The organism is Streptomyces sp. NPDC055749 (assembly GCF_053617235.1).
In genome coordinates, this window is the sequence record NZ_JBSHFH010000026.1 from 43,530 (window position 1) to 58,514 (window position 14,985).

Here is a 14,985-nt window from a genome sequence, read left to right on the forward strand (position 1 = left end):
GAGTACACCGAAAGGGACGGCCCCGGTGCGATACCGGGGCCGTCCCTTTCGTGTACTGCGGGGCGCGATCAGCTGCCGACGGGCGTCAGCTCGTCGATCACTTCCGGATTGGCATCCATCCAGTTACGGGCGGATTCCTTCTCCTTGCCCGCACCGCCCTTCTGGATCTCCACCTCGAGCGAGGCGAGCTGCGCCTCGCTGAGCTTGAACTCCTTGAGCCAGCCGGTCAGCTCGGGGAAGTCCTTGGCGAAGTCCTTCTTGGCGACCGTGTGGATCTGCTCGCCCTCGCCCCAGGCACCCTTCGGGTCCTTGAGCTTCTTCAGGTCGTGCTTGCCGTAGGCCCAGTGCGGCGACCACAGGGTCACCACGACGGGCTCCTTCTTCTTGATCGACCGGTTGAGCTCGGCCAGCATCGAGGAGGTGCTTGAGGAGACGACCTCGTACTCGCCCTCGATCCCGTACTCCTTGAGGACCTTCTTGTTCAGCGTGCCCATCATCCCGGCGCTCGACTCGATGCCGATGATCTTGCCGTTGAACTTCTTGCCCTGGCCCTTGAGGTCGTCGAGCGAGTCGATGCCCTTCACGTACGAGGGGACGCTCAGTTCCAGCGAGGTCGGCCCGTACCAGGAACCGAGATCGGTGAGGTTGTCCTTGTACCGGTCCCAGTAGTCCTTGTGCGTGGTCGGCAGCCAGGAGTCGAACTGGACGTCCATCTGCCCCTGCGCGAGACCCGTGTACAGGGGGCCGGGGTCGAGCTGCTTGACCGTCGTCCTGTAGCCGCGGTCCTCCAGCATGTTCTGCCAGAGGTACGTGCTGGCGATGGCCTCGTCCCACGGGAAGTAGCCCATGTTGACCGTCTTGCCCGCGTCCTTGCCCTGCGCCGAGCCTCCGGCACCGGCGGGGAGCGGGGCGAGCTTGTCGACGAGGCCCGGGTTCTTCTTCAGCCAGGCGCGGACGCCGTCCTGCTCCTTGCCCTGGCCCGCTGCCTGGATCTCGTTCTCCAGGCCGGTGAGCTGCTCCTCGGTGAGCTTGAACTTCTTCAGCCAGTCGGCGACCGCGGGTGCCTTCTTGGCGAAGCCCTTGTGCGCGACGGTGTGGATGTTCTCGCCCTTGCCCCAGGCACCCTTGGGGTCCTTGAGCTTCTTCAGGTCGTGCTTGCCGTAGGCCCAGTGCGGCGACCACAGGGTCACCACGACGGGCTCCTTCTTCTTGATGGAGGCGTTCAGCTCGGCCAGCATCGAGGAGGTGCTCGAGGAGACGACCTCGTACTCGCCGTCGATCCCGTACTCCTTGAGGACCTTCTCGTTCAGCGTGCCCATCATCCCGGCACTGGCCTCGATGCCGATGATCTTGCCGTTGAACTTCTTGCCCTGGCCCTTGAGGTCATCGAGCGAGTCGATGCCCTTCACGTACGAGGGAACCGTCAGCTCCAGCGAAGTGGGGCCGTACCAGGAACCGAGGTCGTCCAGCTGGTCGCTGTACTTGTCCCAGTAGTCCTTGTGCGTGGTCGGCAGCCAGGAGTCCGTCTGGAAGTCGACGTCGCCGCGGGCGACACCGGAGTAGAGCGGACCGGCGTCGAGCTGCTTGATGCCGGTCGTGTAGCCGCGCTGCTCCAGGAGTTCCTTCCAGAGGAAGGTGGAGGCGATGCCCTCGTCCCAGGGGATGTAGCCCAGGTTGATCTTCTGGCCCTGGCCGACGTTCGTACCGGCCGCCTGAGCGGTCTTCCCCTTGTCGGAGCCCACGAAGTTCAGGCCGCCCGCGACGAGCGCCAGGACGACCACGCCGACCGTCGCGACCGCGGTACCCGGCTTGTAGTGCGCGAACGCGAGACGTCGCGCACCGGCCGCCGCCTTGGCCGCGGCACGGCGGCCGAGCGGGGAGACCCGCTCGTTGAGCGCTCCGGTCATCCGGTCCAGGTACATGGCGAGGATGACGACGGCGATACCGCTCTCGGCGGCCAGGCCGACCTGGAGCTGGGTGATCGCGGCGTACACCTTCTCGCCGAGACCGCCGGCTCCGGCCATACCGCCGATGACGACCATCGACAGCGCCAGCATGATGACCTGGTTGATACCGGCCATGATCGTCGGCAGGGCGAGGGGCAGCTGCACCCGGGTCAGGGTGTGCTTGGGCGAGGTGCCGAACGCCTCGGCCGCCTCGACCAGTTCGCTGTCCACCTGGCGGATGCCGAGCTCGGTCATGCGTACGCCCGGGGGCATCGCGAACACGATGGTGGCGATCACGCCGGGGGTGACGCCGACGCCGAAGAACATGACGCCGGGGATCAGATAGACGAAGGCCGGCATCGTCTGCATGACGTCGAGCACGGGCCGCAGAGTGGCGCTGACCTTGTTGTTGCGCGCGGCCCAGATACCCATGGGCACGGCGATCACGATGGTGATGACCGCTGCCACGACGACCAGCGACAGCGTGGCCATCGCCTCGTCCCAGAGGGCGAGGGAGTCGATCAGGGCGAAGCCCACGAAGGTGAGCACCGCCGGGATCACACCGCGCAGCCAGAAGGCTATGACGGCGAAGATGCCCGCCATGAGCAGCGGTTCACCGCCGCTGAGCACCGCGTTGACGCCGTCGTACATGCCGCCGAGGACGGCCTTGATGGCGTCGAAGATCCAGGTGAGGTTCGACTGGAGCCAGTCGACCGCGTTCTCGACCCATTCGCCGAAGGTGAACCTAGGCACCGGCGGTCACCTTCTTGACGTCACGCGGAGCGGGGAGCACCGTCTCGATCTGCGGTTCCTCGCCGAGGGCGGCGAGGAGCCGGTTGCGGGGTACGACGCCGATGACGTCGCCCTCCGCGTCGGTGACCGCGACCGCGACACCACTGGTGGAGCAGGGGGTGAAGAGCTCGGCGATCGGCGTCTCGGCGGACACCGTCGCGGGCGCCTCGGCCAGCAGGTCCTCGTCGGAGCGGCCCGCTTCGGGCTTCTCCATGATCGAACCGGCGGTGAGCACGCGCGAGCGGTCGACGTCCTGGATGAACGACGCGACGTAGTCGTTGGCCGGACGGACCAGGATGTCCTCGGCGGTGCCCTGCTGGACGATCTTCCCGTCACGCATCACGGCGATCCGGTCACCGAGGCGCATGGCCTCGTTGAGGTCGTGCGTGATGAAGACGATGGTCTTCTTGAGCCGCTTCTGCAGTTCGAGGAGCTGGGACTGCATATCGCGGCGGATCAGCGGGTCCAGGGCGCTGAAGGACTCGTCCATCAGCAGCAGGTCCGCGTCCGTGGCGAGCGCGCGGGCCAGGCCGACCCGCTGCTGCATACCGCCGGACAGCTCGTCGGGCCAGGACTTCTCCCAGCCGGCGAGGCCGGTCATCTCCAGCGCCTCGGCTGCGCGCTTCTCACGCTCGGCGCGCGGCACACCCTGGACTTCCAGGCCGTACGCGGCGTTCTCCAGGACGCTCCTGTGCGGGAAAAGCGCGAAGTGCTGGAACACCATGCTGATCTTGGAGGAGCGGACCTTGCGCAGCTCTCGGGGGCTCAGGGCGGTCAGGTCCTGACCGTCGAAGAGCACACGTCCGGCTGTGGGGTCGAGCAGTCCGTTGAGCATCCGCAGCAACGTGGACTTGCCGGACCCGGACAGACCCATCACGACAAAGATCTGGCCCGGTTCCACGGTGAACGATGCGTCGATCACCGCTGCGGTCGTTCCGTCGGCGCGCAGCTCGTCGCGGTCCGTGCCGCTCTCGAGCTTCTGCACGGCTTGATCGGGTCGTCTGCCGAACACCTTGTACAGGTGCTCAGCTTGCAGCCTTGACACATACACCTCACGCGTTGAACCGAAAACGGTCTGCCACCCCCGCCGGCAGACCGTGGAGCGGTGCGGATTCGGTCCGCACTGCACGTGCACTAGGGCCTGTCCGGCCCTAGTTGAAAATGCGACGTGGTCCGCTCCGATGGCGCGCCTGCCCGCACTTACGTAACCCAAACACGAGAGTGACCCAGTTCACTTTTAATCCCGGTTCATCCGGGAACCGCACAGCACCGGCCGCTCACCGCGCGTGTCAGTGGTGTGCGGCATCATCGGGGTGTGACGCGACGCCTGATGCTCCTCGACACCGCTTCCCTCTACTACCGCGCCTATTTCGGTGTACCGGACTCGGTGCGCGCACCGGACGGCACCCCGGTGAACGCCGTGCGCGGGCTGCTCGACTTCATCGGACGCCTGGTGCAGGACCACCGGCCGGACGAGCTGGTCGCCTGCATGGACGCCGACTGGCGGCCTCACTGGCGCGTCGAGCTGATCCCCACGTACAAGGCGCACCGGGTGGCCGTGGAGACCCCCGCGGGCCTGGCCGACGAGGAGGACACCCCCGACACGCTGGCCCCGCAGGTCCCGATCATCGAGGACGTCCTCGACGCCCTCGGGATCGCCCGGGTCGGCGTCGCTCCGTACGAGGCGGACGACGTGATCGGCACGCTGACCGGCCTGGCGAAGGGCCCCGTGGACATCGTCACGGGCGACCGGGACCTCTACCAGCTGGTCGACGACGCCCGGGAGGTGCGGGTGCTCTACCCGCTCAAGGGCGTCGGCTCGCTCCAGATCACCGACGAGGCGTGGCTGCGCGAGAAGTACGGCGTGGACGGCGCCGGCTATGTCGATCTGGCCCTGCTGCGGGGCGACCCGAGCGACGGCCTGCCGGGCGTCCCCGGCATCGGCGAGAAGACGGCCGCCAAGCTGCTCGACGCCTTCGGCGACCTGGCCGGGATCATGGCCGCGGTCGACGACCCCGCCGCCAGGCTGACCCCCTCGCAGCGCAAGCGGCTGGACGAGGCGCGGGAGTACGTGGCGGTCGCGCCGAAGGTCGTCCGGGTCGCCGGGGACGTACCCCTGCCCTCGTTCGATCCGGCGCTGCCGCGCGAGCCGCACGACCCGGCCGCCCTCGAAGCACTCGCGGAGCAGTGGGGGCTCGGCGGCGCACTGATGCGCCTGCTCTCCACACTGCGGAGCTGAGGTGCTAACTTAGGTAAGCCTAAGTATTCGGAACCCAGGGAGACCCTCGTGGCAGAACGACCGGCACGCCAGGCACCCAAGGCGCAAGGGGCCCAGGTCCTGCGCACCGAGCAGATCACTCCGCACATGGTGCGCGTGGTGCTCGGTGGTGACGGTCTTGCCGACTTCGCACTCTCCGGGTTCACCGACCACTACATCAAGCTGTGCTTCGCACCCGAGGGCGCGGAGTACGCACACCCCTTCGACATGGCCGCGATCCGCGAGGAGTTCCCCCGCGAGCTGTGGCCGACCACCCGCACCTACACGGTGCGCACCTGGGACCCGGCCACGCGCGAGCTGACGGTCGACTTCGTGGTGCATGGCGACGAGGGCCTCGCGGGACCGTGGGCGATGCGCGCCGCACCGGGCGACCAGGTGACGTTCCTGGGCCCCGGCGGGGGCTACGGACCGGACCCGTCGGCGGACTGGCACCTGCTGGCAGGTGACGAGAGCGCCCTGCCGGCGATCGCCGCGACCCTGGAGCAGATGCCGGCGGGCGCGGTGGTCCACGCGTTCGTCGAGGTGACGGACGCCTCGGAGGAGCAGAAGATCGTCACGCCCGACGGTGTCTCCGTCACCTGGCTGCACCGCGGTGACCGCCCGGTCGGCGAGGCCCTGACGGCGGCGGTGAAGTCCCTGGACTTCCCCGCGGGCGAGGTCAGTGCGTTCGTGCACGGTGAGGCGGGGTTCGTGAAGGACATCCGCCGCCATCTGCGCCTGGAGCGGCAGATCCCGCTCCCGCAGCTGTCGATCTCCGGTTACTGGCGCGCGGGCCAGAGCGACGACGCCTGGCGCGCGGTCAAGCGCGAGTGGAACGAGCAGGTGGAGCGCGAGCAGGAGAGCGCCGCGTAACACGCAGACACAGGAACCCCGGTCACCGTCCTCGACGGTGACCGGGGTTCAGCCGTTCCCGGGCCCCTTCTCCCCACCGAACGCCCGCGCCGACGCGTCCACGTGTGCGAGCCGTCGCAGCGCGCTGAACATCGCCTCGCCCAGCACCGTGCCGACGACCACGCTCTCCACCAGTTCCTCCCGCGCCACCCGCCGCCCGACGTAGTCCAGGTCGGCACGGGCGACCGGCTCGGCGGCGTCGGCGTAGGCGTCGAGCAGTTCGACGAATCCCCCGTGCCCGGCCCGCCGCAGCGCGGCCAGCACCGCGGCGAGGGTCTCAGCGGCGGGGCTCGCCGCATCGACGTGCCAGCCGCGCCGCTCCAGCAGTTCGGCCACGTCCTCGCGCGCGTCCTCCAGCTCGGGCCCCGGATCGCCCCCTTCCAGCGCCGCGATCCGCCTCGCCGCGACACCCAGCACCTTGTGCACGGGCTGCTCGGGGTCGTCGATCGAGTGGAGTACGTCCCCGATCGCGGAGAGCGAGAGTCCGCCGACATCGAGCAGGGCACGGATCAGCTTCAGCCTGCGCTCGTGCCCCGAGTCGTACGTCGCCTGATTCGGGCTGGTCAACTGCCCCGCGGGCAGCAGCCCTTCCCGTACATAGAACTTGATCGTCGGTACCGGAACGCCCGACCTGCGACTCAACTCACCGATGCGCACAGCGTGTTCTTCCTTCCGCCCTTGCCAACTACGGAGCCCATAGTAGATAGTTCCACTACCGGATAGCAGACAGTTCCACTATCCATAGTGACTCTTGATCCTCAACGGGGGTATCCCTATGACGTCCTGGCGTTCCTGGCACCGTTCCTTAGTCCTCTTCGCCGCGGCGATGGCCGTGATGGCGTTCGTCTCCGGCATAGGACTCCTCGTCGACGACCGGGTCCTCGCGGGCTCGGCGATCTGGGCCAAGCCCTTCAAATTCGCCATCTCGTTGGCGGTGTACGCGCTCTCGCTCGCCTGGATGCTGACTCTGCTCACGCGCGGCCGTCGCATCGGCCGGTGGGCCGGGAACGTGGTCGCGCTGACCAGCCTGGTGGAGATGGTGCTCATCACCGTCCAGGTGGTCCGCGGAAGGCGCATCCACTTCAACCACGCCACCCCGTTCGACTCCTCCCTGTACGACGCCATGGCCGTCACCGTCGTCATCCTCTGGACCGGCACCCTCGTCATCGCGATCCTGCTGATGCGCTCCCGGATCGCGGACCGTGCCTCGGCCTGGGCGATCCGTGCGGGCGTCGTCCTCGCCCTCATCGGAGCCGGCCTCGGCTTCCTGATGACGCAGCCGACCGCCGAGCAGAAGGCGGCGGGCGACCTCGACACGGCGGATGTGATCGGCGCCCACGCGGTCGGCGTACCGGACGGCGGACCCTCGATGCCCCTCACCGGCTGGTCGACGACCGGCGGCGACCTGCGCATCCCGCACTTCGTCGGCATGCACGCACTCCAGCTGCTCCCGCTCCTCGTACTGGTGCTGGTCGCGTCGGCGACCCGCCTCCCCCGGCTGGCCGACCCACGGGTCCGGCTGCGCCTGGTGCTCGTCGCCTCCGGTGCGTACGCGGCCGTCGTCGCCCTGCTCACCTGGCAGGCGCTGCGCGGTCAGCCGCTGATCCACCCGGACGGAGCGACGCTCACCGCGGCGGCCCTGATCCTCGGCGTCACCGCCGGGGGCGTGTACGCGGCGCTGCGCCCGTCGCCCGCGACTTCCGCGGGCGATCCCACCCCCGCCGACAAGGAGTTCGTGGCATGACCGGTGCACTCTTCGAAATCACGTTCCTGCTGGCCGCCCCCTTCTGGCTGCTCATGATCTTCGCGCCCCACCGGCGCGTCACCGCGCGTATCGCCGCCTCCCCGCTGACGGTCCTGCCGGTGCTGGCCGTCTACATCGCGATGGCTGTGCCGGTCTTCCCCGAACTGTGGACCGCGGTGCGCAGCCCCGATATCGACACGTTCCGCGATCTGACGGCCCTCGCGAACGGCGCCGGCGCGATCTGGGCGCAGGTCATCGCCTGGGACCTGCTGCTGGGGCAGTGGATGTACCTGGAAGGGCGGCGACTGAACATCTCTCCGCTGGTGATGGGCCCGCTGCTGGTACTGACGATTCTGCTCTCGCCGTTCGGCCTCCTGGTCTACCTGACCCTGCGTGCGGCCAGGACCCGGGCAGGGAATCGGCTCCCCGGCAGTGAGCCGGTCGCGCACGGCCTCGCGGATTCTCCGGTGCGTGGAAGAATTTCCACCGATTGACCAATCCACGTGGCCGACGGCTCCGAATCACGTGTGCGAACTGTTGTGCCGTCTTGGAGGAAGCCCGCGTGAAAGAAGCAGTGCACATCAGCGGAGCCCCTGAGGCGGGGCCCGATCTGCAAGAGCTCCTGGTGATGGCCGCCCGCGGAGACCAGAATGCCTTCGCCTCGGTGTACGACGCCGTCTGCGGACCCGTGCTCGGGCTGGTGCGCAGTGTGCTCCGCGACCCCGCGCAGTCCGAAGAGGTGGCGCAGGAGGTCCTGGTGGAGGTGTGGCGCACGGCGCCCCGCTTCCGGCCCGACCGCGGCAGCGCCATGAACTGGGTACTGACGCTCGCGCACCGCCGTGCCGTCGACCGGGTCCGCTCGGCGCAGGCCTCGGCGGCCCGCGAGCACAAGGCCGCTCTGCTGGACCGTACGCCCGACTTCGACGAGGTCGCGGAACAGGTCGAGACCCGGCTCGAACGCGAGCAGGTCCGGCGCTGTCTGCGGACCCTCTCCGAACTGCAACGTCAGTCCGTGACCCTGGCCTACTACCAGGGCCTCACCTACCGCGAGGTGTCGGAGCTGCTCTCCGTACCTCTCGGAACGATCAAGACACGACTGCGTGACGGGCTGATCCGGCTGCGCGACTGCCTGGGGGTGAACGCATGAGCACGCCCGAGCTGCACACGCTGACCGGGGCCTACGCCCTGCACGCACTGCCGGACGACGAACGGCACGAGTTCGAAAGGCACCTGGTGGTCTGCGAGGCATGCGCCCAGGAGGTACGGGAGCTGTCCGCGACCGCCGCCCGGCTGGGTCTCGCGGTGTCCCGGACGCCGTCCGCCGGAATGCGCGCCCGGGTGCTGGGCGAGATCACGACGGTACGCCAGGAGCCGCCGCCGCACGGCCGGCTCGCCCGCTCCACCGGGGCCGGCGACCGGGTCCGCCGCCGGACCCAGTTCGTGCTCGCGGCCTGCATCGCCGCCGCCGCGGCGTTCGGCGGGGTCGCGGTGTGGCAGAACCAGGTGGCCCAGGACGCCCGCCAGGAGGCGAACCAGGCCGAGCAGCGGAGCGAACAGCTGGTCCAGGTGCTCGCGGCTCCGGACGCGAAGACCACTTCGGGCGCGCTGAAGGACGGTGCGCGGGGCACCGTCGTCGTCTCGCAGAGCGCGAACCGGGCGGTGTTCCTCGCTTCGGGGATGGAGCGGCCACCGGCCGGCTCGGTGTACCAGCTGTGGTTCGACGAGGGCGGCACCATGCGGTCCGCGGGTCTGATGAACCCGTCCCAAACGGACGAGGCGGTCCTGATGGAGGGACCGGTCGACCAGGCGTCCGGCATGGGCATCACCGTCGAACCCGCCGGGGGGTCCGAGCAGCCGACCACGGCGCCGCTGGCTCTGATGAGCCTGCCGGCCTGAGGTCGTCACTCGATCGGCTGACTGACCAATCCGCGCGCCGAGCGGGACCGAATCACCTGTGTGAGAACAGATCGGGACGATTCGCAGCCGCACGGGGCCTCCGGGTCCCGGCGATCCCGCTGGGCACGCGCAGCCTTCGCCGCGCTCAGCGGTCTGATCGCCGGGTTCAGCGCCCTGTGCGTCGCGGAACTGGTCGCGGCTGTCGTACGTCCCGAGGCGGGTCCGGTCACCGCGGTGGGCGGTGCGGTCATCGACCGCACTCCCTCGGCGGTCAAGGACTTCGCCATCCGCAACTTCGGGACCAACGACAAGCTGGTGCTCCAGCTCGGCATCGTCGCGCTGCTGGCGGTCTTCGCCATGACGGTGGGGGTACTGGCGCTGCGGCACCGGCGGCTCGGCTCTGCGGCCGTACTGATCTTCGGTGTGGTCGGGGCAGTGGCGGCGGTAGGACGGCCCGAGGGCCGGCCCGCCGACGCCCTGCCGTCGGTGGTGGGTGCCCTGGTTGCCGCAGGAGTGCTGTATCTCCTGGTCGGACGGCTTGCCCCGAAGGCCCTTCCGTCTCCCGCGGCTGGGGAGACGGAGGTCCGGGCGTACCAGGGCACCTTCGATCGTCGAGGCTTCATCATCGCGGCGACCGCCGCCGCGGCGGCCTCGGCGGGTGCCGGATACCTGGGGCGCCGGGTCACCGCGTCCGTACAGGCGGGGGCGTCGGCCTCACGTGGCGCGATCACCCTTCCGGTTCCCGGTTCTGCGGCGCCCGCCGTACCCCGCGGCGCCGATCTCGGCATCCGGGGGCTGAGCTCCTTCGTCACGTCGAACAAGAGCTTCTACCGGGTGGACACCGCCCTGGTCGTGCCGCGCGTCGACGCCCGCAGGTGGCGGCTGCGCATCCACGGCAAGGGCGTGAGCAACCCCCTCACCGTCGACTTCGAGGACCTGCTCCAACGGGAGCTGATCGAGCGTGACATCACGCTGACCTGCGTCTCCAACGAGGTCGGCGGTCCCTACATCGGCAACGCCCGCTGGATCGGCGTACGACTGGCCGATCTGCTGCGCGAGGCCGGGGTGAAGCCCCCGTCGAAGGGCGGGAGGGCCGACCAGATCGTGGCCCGGTCGGTCGACGGCATGACGATCGGCACACCGGTCGAGGACGTCATGGACGGCCGCGACGCGATGCTCGCCCTCGGGATGAACGGCGAGCCGCTTCCCTTCAGCCACGGCTTCCCCGTCCGGATGCTCGTACCCGGTCTGTACGGCTATGTGTCCGCCTGCAAATGGATCAAGGACATCGAGCTGACGACCTTCGACTCGTACGACGCGTACTGGGTCAAGCGGAGCTGGTCGCGCCGGGCCCCGGTCAAGACCCAGTCGCGGATCGACACCCCGCGCCCCTTCGCCTCCCCCAAGCCGGGCACGGTGCCCGTCGCCGGGGTCGCCTGGGCCCAGCACCGGGGCATCGCCCGGGTGGAGGTGCGCGTCGACCGGGGCGAGTGGAACACCGCCCGGCTGGCCGCCGAGGACAGCAGGGACACCTGGCGCCAGTGGGTGTGGGAGTGGCCGGCCACGTCCGGCAACCACACCCTCGAAGTCCGCGCGACGGACCGCACGGGCGCCACCCAGACCGACAAGCGGGTCAGCACCGTGCCCAACGGCGCGACCGGCTGGCATTCGGTGGTGGTCGACGTGTCCTGAATCTCCGTCACCCTCATCCGCACTGTGCACGCCCCAGCAACGCAAACAACAGAATCCGAACCAGGAGAACGTCATGAACACCCTCCACTTCCGCCGTGCAGCCGTCGCCGTGTCCGCCGCAGCCGTGCTGCCGCTCGCTCTGACGGCCTGCTCCAGCGACACGAAGGACTCGGCGGCCGGCTCCACGCCCGCCGCGGCAGCGTCGTCCGCCACGGCCAACACGGACGAACCGTTCGGCCCGGGCTGCGCGTCCGTGCCGGCGGACGGGGCGGGCTCGTTCGACGGCATGGCGAAGGACCCGGTCGCGACGGCCGCGTCGAACAACCCGGAGCTCTCCACGCTGGTCACCGCCGTCAAGCAGGCGGGCCTGGTCGACACCCTGAACAACGCGGAGAACATCACGGTGTTCGCGCCGACCAACGACGCCTTCGCCAAGATCCCGAAGGCCGACCTCGACAAGGTCCTCGCCGACAAGGCGATGCTCACCAAGATCCTCACCTACCACGTCGTGGGCGAGAAGCTGACGCCGAAGCAGCTGGAGAAGGGCTCCTTCGACACGCTGGAGAAGAGCACCCTCACCACCTCCGGCTCGGGCGTGAAGTACACCGTCAACGACTCGGCGAAGGTGGTCTGCGGCAATGTCCCGACGGCCAACGCCACGGTCTACATCATCGACTCCGTGCTGATGCCCCCGAAGTAGCCCACCACCGCTTCCGCCCGGGACCTGACGACGACCTCCGGCCCCGGGCGGAGCCACGTGAGCACTTCGGTGCCGCGCGGACACGGCCGCGTGACGCCCGCGAAACAGCCCGTCCCTAATTTCTGTCGCCCGACAGGAAATCGGCGACAGGGGCTCATATGACTGCCACCGCACCACCAGGAGTACGGCAGGACGAGGCAGGGACCGGCCGGCGCGACTCGGGCGCGCTGGCCGGTTTCGGCTACCAGCAGGAGTTGCACCGGACCATGGGGCGGTACGCCTCGTTCGCCGCCGGGTTCTCCTTCATCTCCGTCCTCACCACGGTCTTCCAGTTCTTCGCGTTCGGCTTCTCGTTCGGCGGCGCCGCCTTCTTCTGGACCTGGCCCGCGGTACTCGCCGGGCAGCTCCTGGTCGCCGCCTGTTTCGCCGAACTCGCCGCCCGCTACCCGTTGTCGGGCGCGATCTACCAGTGGGCGACGCGGCTGAGCAATCCCGCGTTCGGCTGGTTCGCGGGCTGGATCATGGTGATCGGGCAGATCGTCGTGGTCGCCGCCGCGGCGCTGGCACTCCAGGTGGTGCTCCCCGCGATCTGGCCGGGCTTCCAGTTGCTGGGCGGCGACCCGGCACCGACCACCCCGACAGGCGCGGCCAACGCCGCCCTCCTCGCCGTGGTCATGCTCGCGCTCACCACCACGGTGAATCTGCTCGACAACCGGATCATGTCGGCCGTCAACCGGATCGGGGTCACGGCCGAGATCATCGGAGCCGTACTCATCGTCATACTCCTGTTCACACACGCCGAGCGAGACCCCGGCATCACGCTGCACACCGGCGGCGAGGGCGGCGCGATCGGTGCGCTGCTGGTCGGTTCGTTCACGGCGGCGTACGTCCTGATCGGATTCGACAGCGCGGGCGAGATGAGCGAGGAGACCCGCTCCCCGCGCCGCACAGCCCCCCGCACGATCCTGCTCGCCCTGGCGGCGGCGGGCGTTCTCGGCGGACTGCTGGTCCTGGGCGGGATCCTGGCAGCGCCGGACCTCACCGACGGCAGGCTGGCCACGGAGGGACTCCCCTACGTGCTGACCAGCAGCCTCGGCGACGGAGTCGGCCGCGCACTGCTCGCCGATGTCGCGGTGGCCATCGCCGTGGCCACCCTCGCCATCCAGACATCCGGGTCCCGGATGCTCTTCTCGATGGCGCGGGACGGCGTACTGCCCTGCTCGGCGCTGCTGTCAAAGGTCTCTCCCCGCACCGGCATGCCCGCCGCGCCCGCCCTGCTGGTCGGTGCGGCGGCTGCCGCGCTCGGCCTGCTCAACCTCGCGTCACCGGAGGCGTTCCTCGCGATCGGCACCACCTGCATCGCGATGCTCTATCTCGCGTACACGATGGTCACGGGCCCGATGCTGTGGCGAAGACTGCGCAACACCCCCCTCGCCCCGCCGGACGCCCCGCTCCACGACGAGACGGGCCGCCCGCTCTTCTCCCTGGGCCGCTGGGGCCTGCCGGTCAACGCACTGGCCTTCCTGTACGGAGTCGGCATGACGGTCAACCTGGCCTGGCCAAGAGCAGCGGTGTACGACCCGGCGGGCGGCCACTGGTACTTCCAGTGGTTCACGGTGCTGTTCCTGACGGTGACCGTGGCCCTCGGGGCGGTCTGGCGGACCTTTCGGGGGCGGAAGGATGACCCGGCTCAGCGGTGACGAGGTCACGGCAGTGGATTCGAATCCATAGGTCGACTCAATATCTACACATAAGGGAAAAGTAAGCGCAGAATGGGCAACATAGGCGCCCACCGCGCACACTCATCCGGCGGTCGGGCCCGCAGGACCGAAGGGACGAATCTCATGAGCAACGTCTCGCACACCGGGAGTGACATTCGCGCTCACCCCGATGTCTCCGAAATGCAAGCACGGTACGACCGCATGCTCGGCGGCCGTGACGTGGCCCTCGTGGACGCACCGGTACTCCTGGTCGGTCTGTACTGCGCCGTCTCGCCATGGGTGCTCCACTTCACGGCGAGCCAGCCCGCTCTGGTGGCGCACAACCTCGTCCTGGGCATCGCGATCGCGGTGCTGGCACTCGGGTTCACCGTGATGCCGGAGCGGATGTACGGACTGAGCTGGGCGATCTGCGCGATCGGTGCCTGGCTCATCGTGTCGACGTGGATCGTGGGCACCAGCCCAGACGCCGGGGTCGTGCTCAACAACGTCATCGTCGGCGCTCTGACCGTCCTGCTGGGCATGGCCTGCGCAGGCACGGCGATGAGAAGCAACAACAAGAAGACCTGATCGAGGAGGGTCGCCGGACAGCTGAACAGGTGTGGCCGCGGACCGGACACGGGATGTCAGGACCGCGGCCACAGCCCTGTCAGGCCCGGCGGCCCGCGCTACCGCCCGCGGCTCCGGCGATGCGCAGCGCCGCGTCCGCCGTCGCCTCGGCGAACGCCGCCACCGGACGCTCCGGGTCCGAGCGGTGCACCAGGATCACGCCCTCGATCAGGCCGAAGACCAGATCGGTGCGCAGTTCGGCCTCTCCCCTGTCGAACGCCGCGCCCGCCTCCGTGGCCGCCAGCAACTGCCCGTACGCCTCCTTCAGTTCCGCCCGCACCCGGTGGAAGCCGGCGAACCGCTCGGCACGCACCTCGGGCAGTACGTACAGCGCGCCCAGGTTGTACGGGCCTCCGCACAGCAGCGCCACGTCCGAGCGGCACAGCTCCCACAGGCGCGCCTCCGCGGACGCTTCGTCATCGGCGAGAAGCCGCCGGGCCAGCGCGAGCGACGGAGTGACCGTCGACTCCAGGAGTTCCGCGAGCAGATCCTCCTTGCCCGCCACGTAGTGGTACATCGTGGCCTGCCGCATGCCCGCCCGTTCGGCCACGGCCCTGGTGGTGGTCGCCGCGTAACCGCGCGTGGTGAACAGTTCGGCGGCGGCGGTCAGCAGTTCCTCGCGCGGGGACAGCCCGCTGTCGGGCCGCTGCTGTGCGCGCGGCCGGCCGACGCGTCTCCCGGTGGTGGACATGGGGCGATCGTCGCACATCCCCCTCCCC

The 14,985-nt window shown here is 69.3% G+C and carries 14 protein-coding genes; 10 read left to right on the top strand and 4 right to left on the bottom strand.

What is annotated here, in order from left to right; genetic code table 11:
- Positions 1 to 68: 68 nt before the first annotated feature.
- A complete protein-coding gene (locus ACWGO0_RS20575) occupies positions 69 to 2,699 on the bottom strand; it encodes an ABC transporter permease/substrate binding protein (protein ID WP_453536645.1) in 2,631 nt (876 codons plus the stop codon).
- The gene (locus tag ACWGO0_RS20580) at positions 2,692 to 3,783 is read right to left on the bottom strand and encodes a quaternary amine ABC transporter ATP-binding protein (protein ID WP_453536647.1); all 1,092 of its coding nucleotides are present in this window, start codon (positions 3,781 to 3,783) and stop codon (positions 2,692 to 2,694) included. Before ACWGO0_RS20580 ends, ACWGO0_RS20575 begins: the two co-directional genes overlap by 8 nt.
- 285 nt (positions 3,784 to 4,068) lie before the next feature.
- Between ACWGO0_RS20580 and ACWGO0_RS20585 the strand changes: the two genes are divergently transcribed.
- Both ACWGO0_RS20585 and ACWGO0_RS20590 read left to right on the top strand, forming a co-directional pair.
- Positions 4,069 to 4,977 (top strand): 5'-3' exonuclease, encoded by a 909-nt coding sequence (locus ACWGO0_RS20585; RefSeq protein ID WP_453536795.1) that lies wholly within the window; start codon positions 4,069 to 4,071, stop codon positions 4,975 to 4,977.
- Positions 4,978 to 5,025: 48 nt separating this feature from the next.
- Positions 5,026 to 5,868 carry a siderophore-interacting protein gene (locus ACWGO0_RS20590; RefSeq protein WP_453536650.1) on the top strand — a complete coding sequence of 281 codons (843 nt, stop codon included), beginning with the start codon at positions 5,026 to 5,028 and terminating at the stop codon, positions 5,866 to 5,868.
- A 48-nt stretch (positions 5,869 to 5,916) separates the two neighbouring features.
- On the opposite strand, the gene ACWGO0_RS20595 is transcribed toward ACWGO0_RS20590, so the two are convergent.
- Positions 5,917 to 6,564: a MerR family transcriptional regulator gene (locus tag ACWGO0_RS20595; protein ID WP_453536653.1), complete on the bottom strand. Its 648-nt coding sequence runs from the start codon at positions 6,562 to 6,564 to the stop codon at positions 5,917 to 5,919.
- A 118-nt stretch (positions 6,565 to 6,682) separates the two neighbouring features.
- On the opposite strand from ACWGO0_RS20595, the gene ACWGO0_RS20600 reads away from it, so the two are divergent.
- From ACWGO0_RS20600 to ACWGO0_RS20635, 8 genes are all read left to right on the top strand, one after another.
- Complete coding sequence (locus tag ACWGO0_RS20600; protein WP_453536656.1) at positions 6,683 to 7,651, top strand: hypothetical protein; 969 nt, start codon at positions 6,683 to 6,685, stop codon at positions 7,649 to 7,651.
- A complete protein-coding gene (locus ACWGO0_RS20605) occupies positions 7,648 to 8,145 on the top strand; it encodes an ABA4-like family protein (RefSeq protein ID WP_453536659.1) in 498 nt (165 codons plus the stop codon). Before ACWGO0_RS20600 ends, ACWGO0_RS20605 begins: the two co-directional genes overlap by 4 nt.
- A 68-nt stretch (positions 8,146 to 8,213) precedes the next feature.
- On the top strand, positions 8,214 to 8,798 hold the full coding sequence (locus tag ACWGO0_RS20610) for a sigma-70 family RNA polymerase sigma factor (protein WP_453536662.1): 585 nt from the start codon (positions 8,214 to 8,216) through the stop codon (positions 8,796 to 8,798).
- A complete protein-coding gene (locus ACWGO0_RS20615; protein ID WP_453536665.1) occupies positions 8,795 to 9,547 on the top strand; it encodes an anti-sigma factor in 753 nt (250 codons plus the stop codon). Before ACWGO0_RS20610 ends, ACWGO0_RS20615 begins: the two co-directional genes overlap by 4 nt.
- 153 nt (positions 9,548 to 9,700) lie before the next feature.
- Entirely contained in the window at positions 9,701 to 11,239 is a 1,539-nt protein-coding gene (locus ACWGO0_RS20620; RefSeq protein ID WP_453536798.1) for a molybdopterin-dependent oxidoreductase, read from the top strand.
- 73 nt (positions 11,240 to 11,312) lie between these two features.
- Entirely contained in the window at positions 11,313 to 11,939 is a 627-nt protein-coding gene (locus ACWGO0_RS20625) for a fasciclin domain-containing protein (protein ID WP_453536668.1), read from the top strand.
- Positions 11,940 to 12,097: 158 nt separating this feature from the next.
- Positions 12,098 to 13,639 (top strand): amino acid permease, encoded by a 1,542-nt coding sequence (locus ACWGO0_RS20630; protein WP_453536671.1) that lies wholly within the window; start codon positions 12,098 to 12,100, stop codon positions 13,637 to 13,639.
- A gap of 144 nt (positions 13,640 to 13,783) precedes the next feature.
- Complete coding sequence (locus ACWGO0_RS20635; RefSeq protein WP_453536674.1) at positions 13,784 to 14,227, top strand: SPW repeat protein; 444 nt, start codon at positions 13,784 to 13,786, stop codon at positions 14,225 to 14,227.
- Positions 14,228 to 14,306: 79 nt separating this feature from the next.
- Here ACWGO0_RS20635 and ACWGO0_RS20640 read toward each other — a convergent pair whose 3' ends face one another.
- The gene (locus tag ACWGO0_RS20640) at positions 14,307 to 14,957 is read right to left on the bottom strand and encodes a TetR/AcrR family transcriptional regulator (protein ID WP_453536677.1); all 651 of its coding nucleotides are present in this window, start codon (positions 14,955 to 14,957) and stop codon (positions 14,307 to 14,309) included.
- Positions 14,958 to 14,985 lie beyond the last annotated feature (28 nt).

Bases quoted from the DNA above. Each gene is read 5' to 3' on its own strand.
- ACWGO0_RS20605 (WP_453536659.1), top strand. From the start codon at position 7,648: ATGACCGGTGCACTCTTCGAAATCACGTTCCTGCTGGCCGCCCCCTTC.
- ACWGO0_RS20585 (WP_453536795.1), top strand. From the start codon at position 4,069: ATGCTCCTCGACACCGCTTCCCTCTACTACCGCGCCTATTTCGGTGTA.
- ACWGO0_RS20600 (WP_453536656.1), top strand. From the start codon at position 6,683: ATGACGTCCTGGCGTTCCTGGCACCGTTCCTTAGTCCTCTTCGCCGCG.
- ACWGO0_RS20630 (WP_453536671.1), top strand. From the start codon at position 12,098: ATGACTGCCACCGCACCACCAGGAGTACGGCAGGACGAGGCAGGGACC.
- ACWGO0_RS20640 (WP_453536677.1), bottom strand. From the start codon at position 14,957: ATGTCCACCACCGGGAGACGCGTCGGCCGGCCGCGCGCACAGCAGCGG.
- ACWGO0_RS20635 (WP_453536674.1), top strand. From the start codon at position 13,784: ATGAGCAACGTCTCGCACACCGGGAGTGACATTCGCGCTCACCCCGAT.
- ACWGO0_RS20625 (WP_453536668.1), top strand. From the start codon at position 11,313: ATGAACACCCTCCACTTCCGCCGTGCAGCCGTCGCCGTGTCCGCCGCA.
- ACWGO0_RS20615 (WP_453536665.1), top strand. From the start codon at position 8,795: ATGAGCACGCCCGAGCTGCACACGCTGACCGGGGCCTACGCCCTGCAC.